The organism is Polyangium sp. 6x1, assembly GCF_029946515.1.
GTDB lineage: Bacteria > Myxococcota_A > Polyangia > Polyangiales > Polyangiaceae > Polyangium.
This window is the reverse complement of the sequence record NZ_JARZHH010000036.1, coordinates 49,342-71,722: the sequence shown is the minus strand read 5'-3', so window position 1 is coordinate 71,722 and position 22,381 is coordinate 49,342. Positions and strand designations below refer to the sequence as shown.

Annotated in this window: 16 protein-coding genes; 6 read left to right on the top strand and 10 right to left on the bottom strand. The window is 69.2% G+C overall.

The genetic code is table 11. The annotated features are described in order from the left end of the window. Nucleotides 1-2 precede the first annotated feature (2 nt). Nucleotides 3-656 (bottom strand): CBS domain-containing protein, encoded by a 654-nt coding sequence (locus tag QHF85_RS29425; RefSeq protein WP_281330674.1) that lies wholly within the window; start codon nt 654-656, stop codon nt 3-5. Between the two features lie 166 nt (nt 657-822). Here QHF85_RS29425 and QHF85_RS29420 point away from each other — a divergent pair, with 166 nt between their 5' ends. Then, a complete protein-coding gene (locus tag QHF85_RS29420) occupies nt 823-1,788 on the top strand; it encodes an acyl-CoA desaturase (protein ID WP_281330673.1) in 966 nt (321 codons plus the stop codon). Here QHF85_RS29420 and QHF85_RS29415 read toward each other — a convergent pair. After that, complete coding sequence (locus QHF85_RS29415) at nt 1,781-3,472, bottom strand: CTP synthase (protein WP_281330672.1); 1,692 nt, start codon at nt 3,470-3,472, stop codon at nt 1,781-1,783. The two genes, QHF85_RS29420 and QHF85_RS29415, sit on opposite strands and share 8 nt — an antisense overlap. A gap of 313 nt (nt 3,473-3,785) precedes the next feature. Between QHF85_RS29415 and QHF85_RS29410 the strand changes: the two genes are divergently transcribed. Then, nucleotides 3,786-4,682, top strand: a complete 897-nt coding sequence (locus tag QHF85_RS29410) for a fumarylacetoacetate hydrolase family protein (protein ID WP_281330671.1) — start codon at nt 3,786-3,788, stop codon at nt 4,680-4,682. Here QHF85_RS29410 and QHF85_RS29405 read toward each other — a convergent pair. Next, entirely contained in the window at nt 4,679-5,173 is a 495-nt protein-coding gene (locus tag QHF85_RS29405) for a hypothetical protein (RefSeq protein ID WP_281330670.1), read from the bottom strand. The genes QHF85_RS29410 and QHF85_RS29405 overlap by 4 nt on opposite strands. Before the next feature lie 8 nt (nt 5,174-5,181). Continuing rightward, nucleotides 5,182-5,715, bottom strand: a complete 534-nt coding sequence (locus QHF85_RS29400; RefSeq protein WP_281330669.1) for a hypothetical protein — start codon at nt 5,713-5,715, stop codon at nt 5,182-5,184. A 134-nt stretch (nt 5,716-5,849) separates the two neighbouring features. On the opposite strand from QHF85_RS29400, the gene dacB reads away from it, so the two are divergent. Beyond that, nucleotides 5,850-7,373, top strand: coding sequence for a D-alanyl-D-alanine carboxypeptidase/D-alanyl-D-alanine-endopeptidase (dacB, locus tag QHF85_RS29395; RefSeq protein ID WP_281330668.1), 1,524 nt, complete (start codon nt 5,850-5,852; stop codon nt 7,371-7,373). Nucleotides 7,374-7,525: 152 nt separating this feature from the next. Here dacB and QHF85_RS29390 read toward each other — a convergent pair whose 3' ends face one another. Beyond that, nucleotides 7,526-9,256 (bottom strand): sigma-70 family RNA polymerase sigma factor, encoded by a 1,731-nt coding sequence (locus QHF85_RS29390; RefSeq protein ID WP_281330667.1) that lies wholly within the window; start codon nt 9,254-9,256, stop codon nt 7,526-7,528. 839 nt (nt 9,257-10,095) lie between these two features. Here QHF85_RS29390 and QHF85_RS29385 point away from each other — a divergent pair. Then, nucleotides 10,096-11,463, top strand: a complete 1,368-nt coding sequence (locus tag QHF85_RS29385; RefSeq protein ID WP_281330666.1) for an ABC transporter ATP-binding protein — start codon at nt 10,096-10,098, stop codon at nt 11,461-11,463. Here QHF85_RS29385 and pheS read toward each other — a convergent pair. Genes pheS through rpmI form a run of 3 tightly spaced genes read right to left on the bottom strand, consistent with a single transcriptional unit; the run spans nt 11,454 to nt 13,116 of the window. Then, entirely contained in the window at nt 11,454-12,488 is a 1,035-nt protein-coding gene (gene pheS, locus QHF85_RS29380) for a phenylalanine--tRNA ligase subunit alpha (protein ID WP_348652773.1), read from the bottom strand. The genes QHF85_RS29385 and pheS overlap by 10 nt on opposite strands. Nucleotides 12,489-12,540: 52 nt before the next feature. Further along, nucleotides 12,541-12,894: a 50S ribosomal protein L20 gene (gene rplT / locus QHF85_RS29375; protein ID WP_281330664.1), complete on the bottom strand. Its 354-nt coding sequence runs from the start codon at nt 12,892-12,894 to the stop codon at nt 12,541-12,543. A gap of 24 nt (nt 12,895-12,918) precedes the next feature. Next, nucleotides 12,919-13,116: a 50S ribosomal protein L35 gene (gene rpmI, locus QHF85_RS29370; protein WP_153819534.1), complete on the bottom strand. Its 198-nt coding sequence runs from the start codon at nt 13,114-13,116 to the stop codon at nt 12,919-12,921. Nucleotides 13,117-13,277: 161 nt separating this feature from the next. Here rpmI and QHF85_RS29365 point away from each other — a divergent pair, with 161 nt between their 5' ends. Together QHF85_RS29365 and carB are read left to right on the top strand one after the other, a co-directional pair. Then, nucleotides 13,278-14,813 (top strand): ASKHA domain-containing protein, encoded by a 1,536-nt coding sequence (locus QHF85_RS29365; protein WP_281330663.1) that lies wholly within the window; start codon nt 13,278-13,280, stop codon nt 14,811-14,813. Between the two features lie 57 nt (nt 14,814-14,870). Beyond that, on the top strand, nt 14,871-18,242 hold the full coding sequence (gene carB, locus QHF85_RS29360; protein WP_281330662.1) for a carbamoyl-phosphate synthase large subunit: 3,372 nt from the start codon (nt 14,871-14,873) through the stop codon (nt 18,240-18,242). Nucleotides 18,243-18,281: 39 nt separating this feature from the next. Here the strand turns inward: carB and QHF85_RS29355 are convergent, their stop codons facing one another. Together QHF85_RS29355 and QHF85_RS29350 are read right to left on the bottom strand one after the other, a co-directional pair. Continuing rightward, nucleotides 18,282-18,545 carry a hypothetical protein gene (locus QHF85_RS29355; RefSeq protein ID WP_281330661.1) on the bottom strand — a complete coding sequence of 88 codons (264 nt, stop codon included), beginning with the start codon at nt 18,543-18,545 and terminating at the stop codon, nt 18,282-18,284. Then, nucleotides 18,542-22,216: a DUF3857 domain-containing protein gene (locus tag QHF85_RS29350; RefSeq protein WP_281330660.1), complete on the bottom strand. Its 3,675-nt coding sequence runs from the start codon at nt 22,214-22,216 to the stop codon at nt 18,542-18,544. Before QHF85_RS29350 ends, QHF85_RS29355 begins: the two co-directional genes overlap by 4 nt. Nucleotides 22,217-22,381 lie beyond the last annotated feature (165 nt).

The window sequence follows — 22,381 nt, the reverse complement described above, 5'->3', positions numbered from 1 at the left end:
CGTCACGCGCGGTGCCGCGTCGGCGCTTTCCTCGGGGTCGCGCCCTTTCGCGCGCGCACCTTCGTCGAGACCTTCGGCACGATCTTCGTCGCCGTCCCCTTCTTCGAAGCGATCGTCTTCGCTCCGCGCGGGACCTTCGCCGTCGCTGCGACCTTCGCCGTTCCCTTCACGAGCGAGGGCCTCTGCCTCGTCGTCGCGGGCGCTCGCACCACTGGCCGCTTCGCAACGGCCTGCGTGATCCTCCCCGCGCGGAGGGCGTCGCGCGCCATCGTCACGAAGTCCGAATCGGTCACGATGCCGAGCAGCCGGTGCGCCTCATCCACCACGGGCAAGCAGCCGATCTTTTGCGTGAGCATGATGTCCGCCGCCTCGGCTGCGTCGTCGTCCGGCCCGATCGTATCGACCGAACCTCGCATCACGTGGCGCACGCACGTCTTGCGCTTCGCCTCGGCCGCATCGTCCGCGGACAGCTTCTCGAGGACGCGGCCCGTGGCTGCCAGGAGGTCGCGGTGCGACAGCAGGCCCACGAGCACGTCTCCATCCAGCACGGGTAGGTGACGTACGCGCTCGACGGTCATGAGCTCTTCCGCGAACAGGATGTTGTCGCCGAGCTCGAGCGTGCTGACGGGCGCGCTCATGATCTCTCGCACCTTCACGCGATCCTCCTTGCTCCCGCGCGCGTCGTGCGCACCGCGCAAGGCGATGACGCGCGACGCGCTGCACCACGCGTCACGCGTGCATCATGCGAGCCACGCGCTCGCATGACCGAATCGTGACGGGACGCAGGGCGACGGCTGAAGCGCGCATGTGACAGTCGGCCTCGTGCAAACGGACGTTCCGGATTCAAAGCCCTCCATCACGGTCGTCGCCACCTCGAAGTGGTCGCTGTCCGAGCTTCTCCACATCGCCGCGCTCGTCGCGATGCACGTGGGCCTCGTCATCGCGTTCGTGCGTGGCCCGACGTGGCGTCTGGTCGCGCTCGCCGCCGCGACCTACTTCGTGCGCATGTTCGCGATCACGGCCGCGTACCATCGCTACTTCTCGCATCGCAGCTTCAAGACGAGCCGGCTCTTCCAGCTCGTGCTCGGCTTCCTCGGCACGACGGCCGTGCAGAAGGGTCCGCTCTGGTGGGCCGCGGCGCACCGCGTTCACCACAAGCACTCCGACACCGAGCGCGACGTGCACAGCCCCCTGCGCCGCGGCTTCTGGTACGCGCACCTCGGCTGGTGGATGGGTCGCGAGCACCAGGAGACGCGGATCGATCTCGTCCCCGATCTCGCCGGGTATCCCGAGCTCCGCTGGCTCGATCGCTACCACGTGATCGGCTCGGCCGCGCTCATCGCCGCGGTCACGATCCCCTTCGGCTTCGACGGCTTCCTCTGGGGTTACGTCGTCTCGACGGTCGTGCTCATGCACGCGACGTTCACGATCAACTCGCTCGCGCACGTCTGGGGATCACGCAGGTACGCCACGAAGGACACGAGCCGCAACAACGCGTTCCTCGCGCTCCTCACGCTCGGCGAGGGCTGGCACAACAACCACCACCACTACATGTCGAGCGCGAACCAGGGCTTCTTCTGGTGGGAGATCGACATCAGCTTCTACGTGCTGCGCGCGCTCGAGAAGCTCGGCATCGTGTGGGATCTGCGCCGGCCGCCCGAGCGCATCCTGCGCAAGGACCTCGTCGCGGAGGTGGGCGAGCGAGCGCCGCTCCTCCTCGGCAAGGAGACGTCGAGCGAGGAGGACGTCGCGCCCTCGCTCGCTCGCACGGTGAGCCGCGTCAGTTGACGGTGGACGAGCTCTTGGCGGGGCCGGGCAGCGTGCTCTGCGCCCCGCCGACGCTCTCCGTCCGCGGCTTGCGTTGCTCACGCTGACGCTCGACTGCGGCGCGCACGAAGCGCGAGAAGAGCGGGTGGGCCGCCTGCGGGCGGCTCTTGAACTCCGGGTGGAACTGGCAGCCCAGGAAGTAGGGGTGATCCCGGAGCTCGACCATCTCCACGAGGCGCTGGTCCGGCGAGGTCCCCGAGAGCACGAGGCCGCCCTGCGCGAGCGCGTCGCGGTACTTGTTCGACACCTCGTACCGATGGCGGTGACGCTCGCTGATCGACGTCGCGCCGTACGCCTCGGCCGCGACCGAGCTGCGCTCGAGGACACACGGATACGCGCCGAGCCGCATCGTGCCGCCCTTGTCGAGCACGCCCTTCTGGTCGGGCATCAGGTCGATGACCAGATGGGCCGCGTTGCGATCGAACTCCATCGAGTTCGCGCCGTGCAGCCCGCAGATGTGCCGCGCGAACTCGACCACGGCGAGCTGCATGCCGAGGCAGATGCCGAAGAACGGCACCTTCTGCTCGCGCGCGTAGCGGATCGCCTCGATCTTCCCCTCGGTGCCGCGGTCGCCGAAGCCGCCGGGCACGAGGATCGCGTCGAGCGCCCCGAGCAGCTCCGCCGCGCCCTTCTGCTCGATCAGCTCCGAGTCGATGTACTCGAGGTCGACGCGCACGTCGTTGTGCAGCCCGCCGTGCACGAGCGCCTCGTGCAGCGACTTGTACGCGTCGCGCAGGTGCACGTACTTGCCGACGACGCCGATCTTCACCGTGCCGCGCGTGGGGCGCTTGAAGCGCTCGACCACCCAGTGCCACTGCGAGAGGTCCGGCTGACGCGCCCAGATGTTGAGCTTCTCGGCGATCTTCTCGTCGATGCCCTCGGCGTGCAGCACGATCGGCAGCTCGTAGATACACCCGACGTCGACCGCCGCGATCACGCAGTCCACCTCGACGTTCGAGAAGAGCGAGATCTTCTCCTTCATGCCGCGCGAGAGCGGCCGGTCGCAGCGGCAGAGCAGGATGTCCGGCTGGATGCCGATCTCGCGCATCTCCTTCACGGCGTGCTGCGTCGGCTTCGTCTTGAGCTCGCCCGCGGTCGCGATGAAGGGCACGAGCGTCACGTGCACGCTGACCGCGTTCTGGCTGCCGCACTCGACCTTGAGCTGGCGGATCGCCTCGAGGAACGGCAAGGACTCGATGTCGCCGACCGTCCCGCCGATCTCGACGATCGCGATGTCCACGCCCTCGGCGGCCGCGCGGATGCGGTGCTTGATCTCGTCGGTCACGTGCGGAATCACCTGCACGGTGGCGCCGAGGTACTCGCCGCGCCGCTCCTTCGAGATGACCGACTCGTACACACGTCCGGTCGTGAAGTTGTTCTGGCGCGTCATGCGCGCGAGCGTGAAGCGCTCGTAGTGGCCGAGGTCGAGGTCGGTCTCCGCGCCGTCATCGGTCACGAAGACCTCGCCGTGCTGGTACGGCGACATCGTCCCGGGATCGACGTTGATGTACGGATCGAGCTTGATGTGGGTGACGCGCAGGCCACGCGCCTCCATCAGCGCGCCGATGGAGGCGGCGCCGAGGCCCTTGCCGATCGAGGAAACCACCCCACCCGTGACGAAGACGAATTTGGTCCGCTTGCTCATGAACCGCCGCTCCGGCCCCGCGTGGGCGCATCTCTTCCGAGCCGCGCTCGGTTGGTTTGTCCATACGCCATCGGGCGGCTCTGCCCGCTTCGGGCAAACACACTGCCGATCGCGTACGAGGGTTTGGGACGCATCACTTCGCTCGATGGAAGTGACGCCCCAAGCGTCAACCAGGGCGCAGTCTAGGCGTCCAGGGTGGCGCGTCAACGCGTGAGCCGCCGAAGAAATAGCAGCCATTTTCCCGCGTGAAAGCCGCGACGCACTCGGCGAGCGGTGCTAACGTGGTCGATCCTGGTGCCGAGGCGCCGCGCCGATGCGTCTTGCCCGTGTCCTCCTTCCGTCCTCGCCGGTCCCGCGGATCGCGCTCGAGCGTGACGGCTGCCTCTACGACGTCGCCGAGCTCGAGCGCAGGCGTCAAATCCTCGACGAGGGCTCGACCACCGCCGAAGATTTTTTCGCGCGCGTCTTCGCCGTCGGCGGCGCGGGCCTCGACGTCCTGGACGACGGGCTCTGCGCAGGCGTGCGCCCCACGGAGGCGCGGCTCTGGCCCGACGAGCTGCTCTGGCTGCCGCCTTGCTTGCCCGAGCGCGCGCTCCTCGTGCAGCTCGTAGCCACGGCCGAAGACGAAGAGCCTCGCTACCACCTCGGCAACCCGCGTGGATTGTTGGGGCACCAAGAGTCTGTCCCCTTTCCGCCGAGCGAGCCGCGGCCCGACGTCGAGATCTCGATCGCAGCGCTGCTCGGCGACGAGCTGCGCGCCGCGACCGTGGACGAGGCCGAGCGCGCGATCCTCGGCTTCACGATCCTCCTCGGATGGGTCGCGCGTGAACGCGAACGAACGAGCGGACGTTCTTCCGCGCGCGACTTCGCGACCACGCTCGGTCCGGTGCTCGTCACGAAGGACGAAGCCGGCTCGCTCGACGACGCGCGCGTGCGCCTGCGCGTGGGCGGCGTGATCGAAGAGCTCGCGCGAACGGCCGCGCCGTCGCTCTCGTTCGCGGAATCGCTCGCCTTCGTCAGCCGCCACGTCACGTTGCTGCCGGGCGATATCGTTGGTGCTCCACCGATCGAAGGCGGCAGCGAGGCCGCGCGTCGCCTCGGCCTCGCGTTCGGCGCGACGCTCGAAGTCGCGGTGGATCGTCTGGGAAAGGTCGCGGCGCGGCCCGTGCTCGGACCCGAGCCGCCGCCGTTTCGCCGCTCGAAGAGCTAAAACCTGCCGACGAGCCCGAGCCCCGTCATGTTCGGCGCCACGATCGGCACCGGCATGATGAACGCGCTCTGCTCCGCTTCCGTGGGCTTCGGCGCGACCGCCTCGGTCTTCATGATGATCGCCTCGGCGACGAGCGCGAGCCCGCCGATCTGCGCGAGCCCGCCGAGCCCCGTCAGAAGCCCACGCAGCCAGATCGATCCCGAGCAATCGGTCGACGAAGGATCGCCGCACTTGTTCTCGGCGATCGCCATCCACGGCCCCACGATCGGGATCTTCAGCGACTCCGCGCCCGGCGCGTCGGGCCAGCTCGTCGCGGCCACGAAGCCGACGCCGTAGGCGATCGCCGTGATCGCGAGCCCGCCTCCGATGAGCTTCGGCCGCACCGACGACGGCGGATAACGCGGCGGCGGTGCTTCTTCCGTCTCCTCGGCGAAGCTCTGCGAAGAGCCGAGCAAGAGCGCGAGCGTGACGAGGATCGAGGCGCGCTTCATCCCGTTCGTCACTTCTTCTTCGGCGGCGTCGCCGCGGCGGCCTTCGCGGGCAGGTTCACCTTGTACTGCACGACCTTCGGATCGCCCTCGAACGGCAGGCAGTACTCGCCGATGAACGAGCGCTTGATGCACTGCTCGACCGGCGTGCCCGCGAACGGCGCGCCGACCTCGACGTCCGTGATCTTTCCGATCTTGCCGTCGAACGTGACCGACACCGGGCCCTCGCCGGTCGGCCCGTTCTCGACGACGGTCGCGCAGTTCGCGGCCTTCGCTTGCCCGCGCTTCAGCGCGACCGTCATCTGCGCGATCTGCTCGTCGTTGAGCTTCGCCGGCTCGGACGCGCCGGTCCACTTCGTGTCCTCGCCGGTGTCGCCGGCCGGAGCCTCGCTCTTCGCGCTGCTCTCGTCGGTGGTCTTCGCCGGCGGTTTCTCCCAGGTGGAGTCGTCGCCGGCCTGCTTCGGCTGAGCGCCGCCGCAAGCCACGAGCAGCATGGAAATCGAAAGCCCCAGGGTGAGGTGTGAGGTCGAGGTGTGAAGAGCCACGGTCTTCTCCGGTCCCAAAGAGAGGGTCGAGTTTGACTCGACCCTAGCAAGGTCTCGCGCCGTCCGCACAATGAAAGCCCACGAATGCCCTCGTCGGATGCGCTCTACCGACCCGGACGTTGTAGGAAGCTCCCATGCACCAAGGCAGCCGTCTTCGCCCCACGCTCGCCGGCCTCGCGCTCCTCGCCCTCACCGCCTCGGCGCGCTCGGAGGTCCCGGCCCCCGCGAGCGCCCCGGCGCCGGCGCAAGCCGATCGTCCGAGCGCTGAGGCCTCGGCGCGCCCCCGCGCTTCGATCGAGGCGGGGCCGATCCTGCAAGCGATGGAGAAGCTCGCGGCGGACGTGAAGGGCTGGGGCGGGACCGTCGGCGTCGCGCTCGTGGACGTGGGGACGGGGGAGACGGTTGCCGCGCGTGAGGGGCATGCAGCCTTCAACCCCGCCTCGAATGCGAAGCTCGTGACGGCCGCCGCCGCGCTGCGCCTGCTCGGGCCGGGGCATCGCTTCGCGACGGGCCTCTACGGCAAGCTCGACGGGGATCGCGTCCCGGAGCTCGTGCTGCGCGGGCAGGGGGATCCGTCGCTCGACACGGGGAATCTCTGGCCGATGGTGCGCGAGCTCGTGACCGCGGGCGTGCGGCGCGTGGGCGCGATCGTCGTCGACCAAAGCTACTTCGATGATCGCTTCGTGCCGCCGGCGTTCGACGAGCAGCCGAACGAATGGGCGCCGTTCCGCGCGCCGGTCTCCGCGGTCGCGCTCGACGAGAACACGGTGACGCTCTCGGTGCGCGCGGCGGAGAAGGGCAAGGATGCGCAGGTGCGCGTCGATCCGCTCGGCTTCGTGGATGTCGTGGGAACGGTGCGCACGACGAAGAAGGGCGATCCGGAGAAGATCACGCTCGAGCTCACGCCGAAGGGTGATCGCCTCGTCGCGCGCGTGGGAGGCCATCTGCCCGAGAACTCGCGCGTCGTGCGGGTCCGGCGGCGCCTCGACGATCCGCGCCTCGTGCCGGGGCATGCGCTGCGCGCGGTCCTCGCGTCGGCGGGCATCGAGGTCGAAGGACCCGTGAAGCTCGGCGGCGCCAAGGAAAAGCGCCTGCTCGCGTCGCATCGATCACGCCCGCTCGGCGAGCTGCTCGCGCTGCTCGGCAAGGACAGCGACAACTTCTACGCCGAGATGATCTTCAAGGCGGTCGGCGCTGAGAAGAAGGCGCGCCCGGGCACGGCCGAGGGCGCGGCGGAGGTCATCACCGCGTACCTCAAGGAGATCGGCGCGTTCGAGGAGGGGATGGTCGTGAAAAACGGCTCGGGCCTCTTCGACGCGAACCGCGTCACGCCGCTCGGTACGACCTCGCTCCTCCGCGCCGCGTATCGCGACGTGACCATGGGCCCCGAGTTCCTCGCGCACCTCGCGGTCGGCGGCGCCGATGGCACGCTCCGCGGACGCTTCAAGAACCTCGGGGATCGCGGCATCGTCCGCGCCAAGACGGGCACCTTGAACGCGGTCGCCGCGCTCTCCGGTTATGTGCTCGGGCCTCCCGGACGCGCGCCGCTCGCGTTTTCGATTTACGTGAACGGCATTCCCGACAAGGTCGGCCTGGCGCGTGGCGGGATCGACAAGGTCGTCGAGTCGGCCGCGCGTGCTCTCTGGAAGGACCGGTAGCCCGAGAGCATCGCTTGCTCAGATCGCGCACGGCGTGCCCGTGCGTGTATGACACGAATGTCATACCCCCTTGAAAGCCAAAGGCCACGTGGAGGGTTTTTCCACGTGGCCCAGGGTGGCAAGGATCGCGCGGGGGGGTGCCCCGCCGAACCTCAGTAGTAGTCGCGCATCTGCTTGCGGATCTTCACGAGCGCCTGCTCCTGGAGCTGGCGGATGCGCTCGCGGGACAGGTTGTACTTGTCACCGATCTCCTTGAGCGTGAGCTCGTCCTCGTCGTCGAGGCCGAAACGCCAGCGGATGATGCGCGACTCGATCGGCGTCAGCGTGGTGAGCAGCCGACGAACCTCGTCGCTCCACTTGCGGTTCGCCAGGTGATCGAACGGCGAGAGCGCGTTCTCCTCCTGGAGGAAGTCGATGAACTTGCGCCCGTCCTCGTCGCCGACCGGGCGATCGAGGGAGAACGGGGTCTCCGCGTAGAAGTCCTTCACCTTGTCGAGCTTCTCGCGCGGGACGCCGGTCTCCTTCTCGAGCTCCTCGATCGTCGGCTCGTGACCCGTGCGCGCGATGATCGCCTGGGTCGCGCGGGCGACGCGGTTGTACGTGTCGAGCATGTGCACCGGGATGCGAACCGCGCGGCCCTTATCGGCGAGGGCGCGGCTGATCGCGTGCCGGATCCACCACGACGCGTACGTCGAGAAGCGGTAGCCGCGGTTGTGATCGAAGCGCTCGACGGCCTTCATGAGGCCGATGTTGCCCTCCTGAATGAGGTCGATCAGCGGCAAACGACCGCGGTTGTAGCGGCGCGCGATCGACACGACGAGGCGCAGGTTCGCTTTGACGAACCGGTTCTTCGCGTCGTGCTGCGCCTGGAACGTCTTCTCGACCCGATCGAGGTAGCGCTTGTACGACGGCGACATCGGGAGCGTCGGGCGCGGCGGCCGGATCGGCGCGCCTTCCTCGGTGTCGGCGATCGTGTCCTCCTCGAAGTCCGGCTCGCGCACGAGATCCCGCGCGATGCTGCTCGCGCGCGACATCCAAAGGCGGTCGGAGTCCGGCAGGCGGATCACGTTGGCGAGCTCGTTCGTGAGCTGGGCCCAAGCCTTCTCGTGCTCGGGCGCGAGCTTGTACTTCTGCTTCTTCGCGATCTTCACGAGCTTCTGCAGCTCTTCGATCTGCGGCGCCTTCACCTCGTCCTCGCCCGCCTTCGCCACGTCCTCGGCGAGCGCGTCGAGCACGAACTCGGCCGCGGGCAGGTACGAGAGCAGCGCGACCCAGTGATCGACCTCCGTGCGCTCGACGGCACGCGCGGTCTCGAGCTCCTCCTCGGGGCCCATCACCGGATGCAGCGCCATGTCGCGGAAATACCGCGCGAGCATGGAGTCACCGCCGCCCTCCTCGATGTCCTTGAGCTCGCGGTCGGCGTTGGTCCGGGGAGAATCCGGCCGGCTGAGCGGCGTGAACTCGAGGTCGATGAACTCGGCCGTCGTCGGCTCCGGATCGTGCATCTCGGGCCGCGGGCGAATGGCGGCGGCCTCTTCCGCGGCCGCGCCTTCGTCATCCAGCATGCCGATGTCGATGTCCGACGCGGCGAGCGGCTCCTTCGCGAGCGGCGTGGCGGGCGTCTTGCTGCGCGCGTCGTCGAGCTGCGACTCGTCGTCGACCGGCGCCTGCGCTTGCTCGGGCTCCTGGCCCTTCGGCCGGCGCTCGATCGTTCCGCTGCGACGAACCGGGCGCGCGCTCGCGACGGCGGCGGCACCGCGGCGACCGGGCGAGCTGCCGCGGGCGGGCTTGGGGGCCGCGGCGGTGCGCGTCGTGGAGCCCGTCATCGCGGCCTTGGTGGAGGGGCGGTTGGCATCGGGGCGGCGGGCGGTCGACGTGCTCATCTTGCTCTTCGTTGCGGTGGAGGGTTTTTCGTTCACTTCTTCGGAATCACCCTTTCGAGAGTGGAAGCTCTCGGCCGGGTCAAGGAGGGATCGGTCCGGGCTCGTCGGGGTATCGAAGCTCGCCATGGCTGGGCCCTTGTTCCCGCTGCCCGATGGGGGGCTGAACGGGGGATTGTGCGGTTTGATTCCGGTGGATCCTCTCCGAGAAGAAATCGGCTGGCTCGGGCCGCCGTTCACGGATGCAATGCTGGAGACTGGATCGCTCGTCTTCTCAATGAATTCTGCAAATTTCATGCCGTCATCGGTGTATGTTCCCGAATTTCCCGGTCCCGGGTCGGGCCTTCCGGCGGCCGGCATGCTAGGAGCATCCTCCGACGAGGCATGCAGGGGGGCCGGCTCCCCGTCTTGCGACGTGACGGGCGACGGGCTGCCTCGATGGCGGCGGTGTGCTCCCATGCTTACGCGCTCCGTTGTAGTCGATGATGCCGACTGAGAACACGTCCAGTCGGACATTCGTCCTGCGTGTCGTTCACGAGCTCCGCCGCGATCGGCGAAACTGTTGGATGTTTTCTGGGGCTACCCTGGTGCAGGCGATAGCCCATGGAATCTTGGCTTCGTGTGCTGGCCTTCTCGGGCAGACGCTGATGGGTAGGCAACTTGCTTCCTTCGGCGCCCTTGTCGACCCCCGCGCCGCCCTGCATCATCCGATTTTTCTGGCTTCTATCGGTCTCGGGGCGTCCCTTGTAAAGACGGCAGCCAGCACCTTCTCCATCTACGGTCAGAAGAGGGCTGTCTTTCAGGTCGGAAACGCAATTCGGCGCACGATCACCGCCGCGATCGTGCTGCAAGGACAACCGCCGAGCGCGGCCGCCGCCTCCCTCGCCGCGATCACCGTGCGTATTCGCGATGTCGAGCGCGGCGTCGATGAAGGCGTGCTCGCGGCCGCTCGTGCGATTGCACACCTCGTTCCGCTGGCCGTGGCGCTTCTCTGCCTGTCCTCGCGCCTCGCGATCGTCGCAATCCTGCTGCTCGCGCCGTTCGCGTTGATCCTGGCCTTCGCGCGGCGGTTCGTCCGGTCGCATCACGCGCGGTCGGCGCGCCTCGCAGAGGGCCTGCATTCCGCTGTAGACGAGCTGGTACGGCACCTGGATCTATGGCGAACGTACGGAGCCGCGCGGAGGGTCCACGCAGCGCTCGGAAGGGCAGGCGACGAGGCCGGTCGCGCCGCGGCGCGCGCGGAAGCGACGCGAGGCGCGATCTCCGGTGCGAACGAGGTGCTCGCCGCGGCCGCATTGCTCGGCATGGTCGTATGGATCGAGCAGGCCCAGCCCTCCCTCGGCGATGGGTCGCTCGTCGCTTTCGCGGCGGTGTTTTTTCTGACGTATCGGCCCTTGCGTGACCTCGGGGATGCGCGGACGGCGATCGAGCGAGGCGCGGCGTCCCTCGAGGTGCTCGAAGCAAGCGTGCAGGTCGGAGGCGCTGAGGCCGCGCTCGAAGCGGCCGAGGCAGCGAGTGTGCAAGCTGCGCGCAGTCGGTTTCGGCTGGCGAAGTTGTCGGTCGAAGGGCTGCGTTTCGACGTGGGCGGCGTGAGCGGGCGGGCCGTACGGTTCACGGCCGAGCCGGGGCGGATCGTCGCGATCGTGGGCCCGACGGGGAGCGGGAAGACGACGCTGCTCCGGGGGCTGCTCGGGCTCGTGCCCGCGACGGAAGGGGCGCTTCGTTATGACGGCGCGGAGCTGACGCGCGCAGGGGTCGGTCCGGACGAACGGCCGTTCGCGTGGGTGCCGCAAGAGGCAGCGATCGTGTCAGGGACGATCGAGGAGAACGTGGGGCTCGGCGCGAAGGATGCGCCGGCCGAGGAGATCCAGCGCGCGCTCGCCGAGGTCGGAGGGCTCGGGCTCGCCGCGGCGCGAGGCGGGGCGAGGATCGCGGCGGGAGGGCACGAGCTCTCGGGCGGAGAGCGGCAGCTCGTGGCGATTGCGCGCGCGGTCGCGAGCCATCAGCCGGTGCTATTGCTCGACGAGCCGACGTCGGGGCTCGATGCCGAGGCCGAGGCGCGCGTGCTCGCGGCGCTCGCGGCGCAGCGGGGCGCGCGGACGATCCTGATCGTGACGCATCGGCCGGGGCCGCTCGCGATCGCGGATGAGGTGATCTCGTTCGAGGGATCGGCGGCCGTGACGGCCACGACGCTCGCGGCTCAGAACTGAGACAAGAAGCGCGGATCGCTCTCGAAGTTCAGGCGGATGTTCGGGATGCCGTAGCGGAGCATCGCCAGGCGATCGAGGCCCATGCCGAACGCGAAGCCGCTGTACCGCTCGGGATCCAGGCCGCAGTGACGGAAGACGTCAGGGTGGATCATCCCGCAGCCGAGCACTTCCAACCACCCCGTCTGCTTGCAGACGCGGCATCCGGCGTACGTGCCGTCGGGCTTGCGGCAGAAGACGCAGCCGCAATCGACCTCAGCGCCGGGCTCGACGAACGGGAAGTAGCTCGGTCGGAAGCGCACCGGCAAACCCGGGCCGTAGAGGCGCTCGATGAAGGCCGTGATGACGCCCTTGAGCTCCGCGAAGCTCACCTTCTCGTCGACGAGGAAGCCGTCGATCTGGTGGAACATCGGCGAGTGCGTGACGTCGTCGTCGCGGCGGTACACCGAGCCCGCCATCACCACGGCGAGCGGCGGCTTGCGCAGCAAGAACTCGCGCGGCTGGACCGTCGTCGTATGCGTGCGCAGAAGCAGGCCCGGCCCGAGCCAGAAGCTGTCCTGCATGTCCGTCGCAGGGTGATCGGGCGGGAACGCGAGCTTCGTGAAGTTGTTCTCTTCGAGCTCGATCTCGGGCCCGGCCTCGGCGACGAAGCCGAGGTCGCGGAAGATCGCGAGCAGCTCGTCGCGGACCTGCGCGATGGGATGGAAATGGCCGCGGCCGAGCTCGAGGCGGCCCGGCAGGCTGAGGTCGTAAGGGATTCCGCGCAGCTCCGCCTCGCGGGCGGCGCGCGCGATCGCCTTGAGCCGCGCTTCGAACGCGGCCTCGACCTCATCTTTGAAGGAGTTCACGCGGCTGCCGACCGTGGCCTTCTGGTCGGCGGGGACGTGGCGCATCAGCGCGAGGACGGCCGTGAGCTCGCCCTTCTTGCCGAGAACGCGGGCGTGTTCGAGGCGGAGGGCCTGCTCGCTCGTCGCGGCCGCGAACGCGTCGCGGTACCGCGTGCCGAGCGCGGACAGGCCCTCCTCGATGGCCTTGATCGCCTGGACGGGATCCGCGGCGCTCACGCCCCGATCTCCCGGCCTAGCGGCTTCCGCCCGCGAGCTTCACGACCGCGCCGAACGACGCCGGATCGTGGATGGCGAGCTCCGACAGGATCTTCCGATCGAGCGCGACGTTCGCCTTCTTGAGCGAGCTCATGAGGCGGGAGTACGTCGTGCCGTTCGTGCGGGCACCGGCGTTGATGCGGACGATCCAGAGGCGCCGGAAATCCCGCTTCTTCAGCTTGCGGCTGATGTAGCCGTACTCCCACGCGTGGCGCAGGACCTCGACGGCTTGGCGGTAGCGGTTCTTCCTGCCAAGGAAATAGCCCTCGGTCAGGTTCAGGACGCGGTTACGACGACGACGGGCTTTGAACCCACGCTTGACTCTCGGCATTGGGCGCTCCTCTCTTGCTCGGGATCAGCGGTAGGGGAGGAGGAGCTTCACTCGCCCCTCCATCGCGGTGTCGACGGTGTCGTTCTTGCGGAGACGGCGCAGGCGCTTCTTGCTCTTCTCCTGCATGCAGTGATTCAAGCCGCCCTTGCTCCGGCGGATCTTGCCCGAGCCAGTGACGCGAAATCGCTTCGCGGCGGCCCGGTTCGTCTTCATCTTCGGCATGATGCCTTCTCGCTCCCGTGAGGGTGCGCTCTGCCTGGCCTCGCTCCGACCGTCGGAGCGCCGTTCGAAACCAAGGTAGATGCGGCGGGGCGAGCTTTATGGCGGACGGGTGAGGGGGTTGTCAAGGCCGCGAGGAGCCCCAAGAGCTAGCCTCCCGACCCATGCTCGTCCGCGCCACCTTCGAAGAGCCCTCCAGCGACGGTCCCCCCGTCCGTACCATCGTGAGCTTCCACGCTGGACATTCGCTCCTGGAAGTCGCGCATTCGCGCGGAATCGCCATCAACGCGCCCTGCGGTGGTCGTGGTTCATGCGGGAAATGCATCGTCCGCGTGCTTGCAGGGGCCGCGCCGCCGACCGAGGAGGACCGGGCGGTGCTCAGTGAAGGGATGCTTCGCGAGGGGCTCAGGCTCTCGTGCCGGATCCGCCCGCGCACGCCCGTCACGGTCGAGGTGCAGAGCCGGTTCGATCTGCGCGCGGCGCCGAGCGTGACCCGGCTCGCGGCCGGGGAGCTGCCGAAGATCGTGGATGCCGCGGTGGATCTCGGGTCGACGAGCGTGCAGCTCCGGACGATCGATCCGAAGACGGGCGAGGTGCTCGGCGAGGCGAGCGTGCTGAACCGGCAGGTGCGTCGCGGTCACGACGTGATGACGCGGCTGACGCACGCGTTGCAAGGAACGCAGGCGCGCGAGGAGCTGACGGAGGACGCGCGCGAGACGTTGCGGCTGCTCGAAGGCGCAGCGCGAGGGCGGATCTTTCCGGAGGACGGCACGATCCGTCGGTGGGTCGTCGCCGCGAACAGCGCGATGACGACGCTGCTCTGGGGCGCGGACGTGACGAGCTTGGCCGAGGCGCCGTACACACCGCCGTTCTTCGACGAGCGGACCGGGCCGGCCGCGGAGCTGGGTTTGTCCGGGGAGACGCTCACGACGTTCCCGCTCCTCGGATCGTTCGTCGGCGGTGATACGGCCGCGGCGGTGCTCGCGACCGAGCTCGATCGGCCGGGTCCTCCGCGCATGCTGATCGACATCGGGACGAACACGGAGATCGTGCTCGCGCACGAAGGCTCGCTCTACGCGGCGTCGACGCCCGCGGGGCCGGCGTTCGAAGGGGGAAACATTTCGGTCGGGATGCGCGCGGAGCCGGGCGCGATCGTGCGGATCGAGGTGCGAGACGACGGAGCCATCCGTCCGACGACGATCGGGACGGTGAGGGCAAAAGGGATCTGCGGGACGGGCCTGCTCGAAGTGCTGGGCGAGCTCGTGCGCGCGGGGATCGTGGCGAAGGACGGCGCGATCGCGTCGGGCGCGGATCGGATCACGCTCGCGCGAGGCGTGGATCTCCTGCAGATGGACATCCGCGAGCTGCAACTCGCGAAGGGCGCGCTGCGGGCGGCGACGAAGCTGCTCTGCACGACGGCGGGGATCCGGGACAAGGACCTCGCGCGCGTGTCGGTGGCGGGCGCGTTCGGGACGCACCTCAGGCACGACGTGGCGATCCGGCTCGGCATGCTGCCGGAGGTGGATCCGTCGGCGGTCGTCGCGGCGGGCAACGCATCGCTCGAAGGGGCGACGGTGTTCGCGCGGGATCCGGAGGCGGCGCGGGCGAGGCTCGCGGATGCCCGGTCGCGCGTCCGCCACGTGGAGCTCGCCACCCGTGACGATTTCCAGGATGTCTTCGTGGCGAGCCTCGATTTCTGAGCGACCGTTCGCGCATCCATCGACGGTGCCCTGTTCCGGTGCTAACCCGCCCGCCCGATGCCGCGCCGTGACGATCTGAGAAAGATCCTGCTGATCGGCTCTGGTCCCATCATCATCGGGCAAGCGTGCGAGTTCGACTACTCGGGCACGCAGGGCGCCAAGGCGCTCGCGGCCGAGGGGTACGAGGTCATCCTCGTCAACTCGAACCCGGCCACGATCATGACGGACCCGGAGCTCGCGTACCGCACGTACGTGGAGCCGCTCGACGTGCCGACGTTGACGGCGATCCTCGAACACGAGCGGCCCGACGCGATCCTACCGACGCTTGGTGGTCAAACGGCCTTGAACCTGGCGCTCGCGCTCGACGCGGCGGGGGTGCTCGCGAGGCTCGGGATCGAGCTCATCGGCGCGAGCCCCGCGGCGATCCGCAAGGCCGAGGATCGCGCGCTGTTCAAGGCGGCGATGGAGCGCATCGGGCTCACGTGTCCGCGGTCGGGCCACGTGAAGAGCGTGGAGGAGGCGCGCGCCCTCGCGGAGACGTCGGGGCCCTGGGGCGCGCCGCTCGGGTATCCTGTGATCGTGCGGCCGAGCTTCACGCTCGGAGGCTCGGGCGGCGGGATCGCGTTCCGGCCGGAGGAGCTCGACGCGAAGGTGCGATGGGCGCTCGAGCAGTCGCCGACGCACGAGACGCTGATCGAGGAGAGCGTGCTCGGCTGGAAAGAGTTCGAGCTCGAGGTCATCCGCGACAAGGCGGACAACTTCATCGTCATCTGCTCGATCGAGAACATCGACCCGATGGGCGTGCACACGGGCGACTCGATCACGTGCGCGCCCTCGATGACGCTGACCGATCGCGAGTACCAGCGGCTCCGGAACGCGGCGCGCGCGGTGATGACGGAGATCGGGGTGGAGACGGGCGGATCGAACGTCCAGTTCGCGGTGAACCCCGAGGACGGTCGGTTCGTGGTGATCGAGATGAACCCGCGCGTGTCGCGGTCGAGCGCGCTCGCCTCGAAGGCAACGGGGTATCCGATCGCGAAGATCGCGGCGAAGCTCGCCGTGGGCTACCGGCTCGACGAGCTGACGAACGACATCACGGGGACGAGCGCCGCGTTCGAGCCGACGATCGACTACGTGGTCGTGAAGTGGCCGCGCTTCGCGTTCGAAAAATTCCCCGGCGCGGATCGGCGGCTCGGGCCGCAGATGAAGAGCGTCGGCGAGGTGATGTCGATCGGGCGCACGTTCGCCGAGGCGCTGCAGAAGGCGGCGCGCTCGCTGGAGATCGGGCGAGACGGGCTCGAGTCGCTGCTCGGCAAGGTCGACTATCGGCAGCTCGGAAGTGATCCGAACCAGGCGCGCGACATGTTGATGGACGCGCCGCGCGAGCCGTCGGCGCCGGTCGAGATGCCGCCGGCGAGCCACGAGGATCTGGTCGCGGCGCTGGAGAAGATCGTGGGCGTGCCCGTGGCCGATCGCCTCTTCTACGTGGCGGACGCGGTGCGGCTCGGGATCCCGCTCGAGTCGCTGTACGAGGCGACGCGCATCGATCGTTGGTTCCTGTCGCAGATCGATCGGATCGTGCGGTTCGAGCGGACGCTCGCGGAGGTCGCGAAGGAGAAGGGCACGCTCGACGAGGGCACGCTGCGCGACGCGAAGCGGCTCGGTTTCTCGGATCGGGCGATCGCGCGGCTCGTCGGGCAGACGGAGGACGAGGTGCGCGCGCTCCGGATGACGCTCGGCGTGCGCGCGGTCTTCGGCCGTGTGGACACGTGCGCGGCAGAGTTCGTGGCGAAGACGCCGTACCTCTACTCGACGTACGAGCGCGAGAGCGAGGCCGCGCCGAGCGGCCGGCGCAAGGTGATCATCCTGGGCGGCGGGCCGAACCGGATCGGGCAGGGGATCGAGTTCGACTACTGCTGCGTGCACGCGGCCTTCGCGCTCAGGGACCTCGGGTTCGAGACCATCATGGTCAACTGCAACCCGGAGACGGTCTCGACCGACTACGACACGTCCGACCGGCTCTACTTCGAGCCGCTCACGTTCGAGGACGTGCTCTCGATCTGCGACGAAGAGCGCAAGGACGGCGAGCTCGTCGGTGTCGTGGTGCAGTACGGCGGGCAGACGCCGCTGAAGCTCTCGGTGCCGCTCGCGCGCGCGGGCGTCCCGATCCTCGGCACGCCCGCGGATGCGATCGATCGCGCCGAGGATCGAGGTCGCTTCGACGCGCTGCTGACGAAGCTCGGCTTGAAGCGTCCGCGCGCGGCCGTGGCGTCGAGCGTCGAGGAGGCGATCGCGGCGGCGCGATCGATCGGCTACCCCGTGCTCGTGCGGCCTTCGTACGTGCTCGGCGGGCGCGCGATGATGATCTGCCACGAGGAGAGGGAGCTCGAGGCCTACATCCACGCGGCCGTCGAGGCCGCGCGCGAGGCGGGCACGCACACGATCCTCGTCGACGAGTTCTTGAAGGACGCGATCGAGGTGGACGTCGACGCGCTCGGCGACGGTCGCGAGGTCGTGATCGGCGGCGTGATGCAGCACATCGAGGAGGCCGGGATCCACTCGGGCGACTCGTCGTGCGTCTTGCCGCCGCACTCGCTTCCGCTGGAGGTCGTCGCGTCGATCGAGGAGCAGTCGCGGCAGCTCGCGCTGGAGCTCGGCGTCATCGGCCTCATGAACGTGCAGTTCGCGGTGAAGGGCGGGACGATCTACGTGCTCGAGGTGAACCCGCGCGCGTCGCGCACCGTGCCGTTCGTGTCGAAGGCGACGGGCCGGCCGCTCGCGAAGATCGCGGCGCAGGTGATGGCGGGCAAGACGCTCGCGGAGCTCGGGATCACGGACGGGATCATGCCGCAGCACGTGGCGGTGAAGGAGTCCGTCTTCCCGTTCGCGAAGTTCCCGGGCGTCGATACGCAGCTCGGTCCGGAGATGCGATCGACGGGCGAGGTGATGGGCATCGCGCCGACGTTCGCGCACGCATTCGGCAAGGCGCTGCGGGCGTCGGGGATGCAACTGCCGAACACGGGATGCGCGTTCATCTCGGTGAAGAACGACGACAAACCCGCAGCGTGCGTCATCGCGCGGCGGCTGCGCGCGCTCGGCTTCACGATCCTCGCGACGAGCGGGACGGCGCAGGCGCTCGCCCGCGCGCGGATCCCCGCGACGCCCATCAACAAGGTGAACGAGGGCTCGCCGCACGTCGTCGACGCGATGAAGGCCGGTGAGGTCTCGCTCGTCGTGAACACCACGGTCGGCGCGCGGTCGATCCGCGACAGCTACCCGATCCGGCGGAATGCTTTGCTCGCCAACGTTCCGTACTTCACGACGATGGCGGCCGCGATGGCCGCGGTCGACGTCCTCGAGGCGAGCGCGCACGACGCGCGCGCTTCGTATCGGGTCCGCTCGCTCCAGGAGTGGAACCCGTCGTCCTGAGACGCCGCGAGGGCCGCCGGTGTTCGATGCGCCGGCGGCCTACGTGCCGTTCGGATCGTTCGCGTCGTTCTTGCGCGTGTCGTTCGCGCCGTCGTCGTCGTCGTCCGACGACGCGGGGCGCTCGCGTGGCGTCAGCGCGGCCGTGAGGGCCACCGCGAGCGCGCCGACGACGACGCTCCCGTAGAAGAGAATGTCGATCGCGCTGCCTGCGGACGAGCAGTTCGCGCCCGGGCCGAGGCGCACCGCGAGCACGCCTTCGGGCAGCTCGGGCGGCCCCTCCGGCGTGCTCGCGCGTTCGGTCACTTGCCCACCACGATGCGCTGGCCGAAGGCGCGGTCGACGGCCTCGCAGAAGGAGCGGAACGCCTCGTACTCGGCCGGCGTGACGCGCGCCTTCTTGAAGGACAGGCCCGTCCGCACGGTGATCTTGCCCGGCGCTTGCTCGACCGTGACGTGGAACGAGCCGAACGGCGTGTCGAGTTTCTGCGCGGCGGGCGCCGCGCGGACCTTCATGCCCGCGGGCACCTTGATGACCCACTCCTCTTCGCGGCTCGTGAGCGCCGTGAGCGTGAGGTCGAGCGTGCGCTTCGACGAAGGCGCGAGCTCGGCGACGAGGCGCGGCGTGATGCTGGCGGGCACGCTGAGCGCGTCACCCTCGCGCCGCGCGAAGCTCGTGGCCTTGCCGCGGGTGCGGATCTTCACGGCCTGCTCCACGTCGTCGAGGTCGCCCGTCTCCACGCCCGCGCGCCCCTTTTCGAGCTCGATGGGGCCGAAGTCCGAGGCGAGGTCCTGCGACGCGCGCTCGTTGCGCGTGCCCTCGGCGAGATAACGACGGCGCCAGTCGGGCGCGTACGCGCCGGTCACCTGCACGTCGGACACGAGCTGCGCCGAGCCGCCGTCCGCGAGCGTCACCTCGACGTGGCGACGCGTGAGCGACTGCTCCGGCGGAGGCTGCGGCAGCCGCACGAGCTTGGGTTTGCCCTCGTTCACGAGCAGCCCGATCGCCGAGCGATCCATCACGGGCAGCTCCATCGAGCCCGTGTGCTCGGCCGTGCCGTCGAGGTAGAGGTCCATCGACGGCACGTAGACGATCGCGTGATCGAAGGGCGCGAGGCTCGCGGGCTCGGGGGCGATGTCGCCGCGCATGCGCGTGCGGAGCAGGACGATCGTCGAGTTGATGCCGAGCTCGCGCAGCATCGTGACGATCAAGGTCGCCTTGTCCTTGCAGTCGCCCCAGCCGCGCGCGAGCGTCTGCGCGGCGCGACGCGGCCGGATGCCCTCGATGCCGAACTCGAGCGCGACGTAGCGCGTCTGCGTGGCGAACTTGTAGATCGCCTTCACCTTCGCGGCGTCGTCGGTCAGGCCCTTCGTGAGCTCGCGGGCGCGCTTGCGCACCTCGTCGTCGACGTCGAACTGCTCGCGCGCGAGGCCCCAGTACCACGCGCCCACCGCGTCCCACGTGTCGAACGTGGAGACGTGCACCGTGCCGAGCACCTCGGACCACGGCGGCATGTTGGGCTCGGGCGCGAGCGCCGGGACGTTCGTCCCCGTGAAGCGGTAGATGCGCTTGTCGCCCTCTTCCTTCACGTCCTCGACGAGCCCGGGGAGCCGGTCGGTGCGGATGAAGAAGCGGCGCGACTTCGGCGTGATGAGGACGTACTCGCTGCTCGCGATGGGTTTGTCGTTCTGGAGGTACTGGACCTCGCCGAAGTAATCGCTCTTCTCGTTGCGCGGCGCGACGTCTTCCACGCGGTAGCGCAGCTCCACGATGTCGCCCGCGTTGAGGCGCGGGAAGAGGACGACGAACGCGCGCTGCGACGTGTACATCGAGATCGCAGGGTTGTCGGCCGCGCCCTCGCCGCTCTCGATCGCCTCGTCGATCTTCCCGTTCGCGCGGTAGACGCGCGCGGCGCGCAGATCGACGGTCTGCCTGTCGGCCTCGTACGCGAAGTCGTACTGGCGCGCGGACGCGGCGCTCTCGTCGGTGAGCGGCTGGAAGACGACCTGGTGGAAGCGGCTCGCGAGGCCGTTCGGGTACACCGTCGTCACCGTGAGGTTGCGCATGAAGCGCATCGGGTAGCCCTGCGCGGGCTCCTTGCGCATCGGCAGGAACTTCTCGGGCGCCCACGCGTACGCCTCGTCCGCGCGCGGCGCCTTCGGCTCGATGTGCTCGACGTACTCGCGCACCTCCTTCGCCTGCGGGACGATCGTGAGGATCTGCCGCAAGAGGTCGAGCTGCTTGTCGCGATCACCTTCCTCTCCGTAGAGATCGGAGAGCGCGCGCAGCGTCTGCACGTCCTCGGGCGCCATCGCGAGCGCCTGCTGGTACGTCGCGAGCGCGCGATCCTTCTGGCCGAGCGCGCGGTACGTGCGCGCCGCGAGGCCTCGCGCCCACGCCGAGCCCGCGTCGACGCCGAGGAAGCGGTTCAGCCATCGCTCCGCGCCCGCAGCGTCGCGGCGCGCCACGGCGAGCTCGACCTTCTGGCTCAGGAAGTCGGCGTCGTCGAAGCGCAGCGCGGCGTAACGCGCCTCGACCTCCTCGGCCTCGGTGTCGCGGCCGAGCGAGCGCAGTTGCGTGGCGAGCGCGGAAAGGAGCGAGACGCAGCGCGGATTTTTCTGCACCGCCTTCTCGAGCATGCCGAGCGCGGTGCGCTTGAGGCCCGCCTCGACGGAGAGCTCCACCAGGCCGAGCGTGCCGCCGAGGTTGTCCGGATCGAGCGCGAGGATGCGCTCGTAGATCGGCACCGCGTCGCGCCAATTCGCTCCCGTGCGCGCGAGGAGCGCCTCGGAGAGCAGGACGTCGAGCTTCTCCTCGTTCGTCTTCGCGAGCGCGCTCGCGCGTTCGACCCACGAGCGCCGCTGGTTGCGATCCTCGGCGAGCTCGCCGGCGAGCAGGAGCCTCGGCACCGTGGGCTCGGCCTCGGCGGCGCGCCGCGCGAGGTCCCGCGCCTTGTGATCGGCCTTCGGATCGCCGCCGGTGATCGCGAGGTAGCGCGCGTACTGCTCCAGCGCGGCGGGCGCGGGGCTCTTGCCGGACGTGAGCGCTTCGAACGCCTGCACGGGTCCGACGACGCCACGGCTTTGCTCCTTCGGCTCCTTCGTCTTCGCGCGCTCCTTCATCGCGGCGGCGGCCTCGCTGCTCGCTTCGAGGTCCGCGCGCACCTCCACGTCGAGGTCGGGCTTGCCGGTCTCGTCGCCGATGCGAAGCGCGAACTTCGGCGCCTCCTCGTCGCCGCAGACCTTCACCGTGATGCGGCTGAACGTCGGGCGAAGCGTCACGGTCGTCGCGTGCCGATCGATGTCGAGGTCGCGATACGCGGCGTCGTCGAGGATCTTCTCGCCGTCGTAGTAGAGCTTGAACGCGCCCGCGGAGCCTATCCACAAGGTCGCCTTGCGCGCCTTCGTGCCGGGCCGCGCGCGGACGAACGTCGTCGCGTAGCCGCAGACCGACTCGCGTGGGCGCAGGATGTCGCCGAAGTCGAACCACCCGTACGACGACATCGTCGGCGGCACGCGCCATCGCACGGCGCGCTCCTTTCCTTCGTACGCGCGGCCCGCGGGGATCGCCTCGCTGAGCTCCGCCTCGGGCTGGTAGTCGATCGCGAAGCCCGACTTGTTGTCGTTGTCGAAGGGGCCCACGGTCATGTAGCGGCCGACGAACCCGAGCTTCTCGATGCGTGCGAGCGCGCCTTCGAGATCGCCGCGGCGCCGTCTCGCGTACGCGCCGAGCAGCTCCGCGTAGACACGCACGGGCGCGGGGAGCGCCTTGTTCTCCGTCGCTGCGACGATCGCCTCTTCGACGTGCGTCGGGTCGGCGCGATCCCAGGTTCGCCAGAGCTCGCGCAACATCGTGTAGGCCGCGGGTCCCTTCGCGGCGGCGATCGCGGCGCTCGCTTCGAGCACTTCGGGGTGGATCGCGCCGCCCTCTGCGCTCGCGGGGTGCGTCGGGGCGATCGCGCAGCAGGCGAAAGTCAACGCGAGGGCGAACCGTGCCTTTGCGCGGGTCGCGCGATCCAGAAGAGCGCCACGTTCACGAGCCATGACGGGCTATCCCGTGCCATGACCGGCTGGTCAAGGGGATGAGGTGGCCTGCAAAGCAAGCTTCACGACCGTGCGGCCGCAGGTAGATCCCGCTGTGTG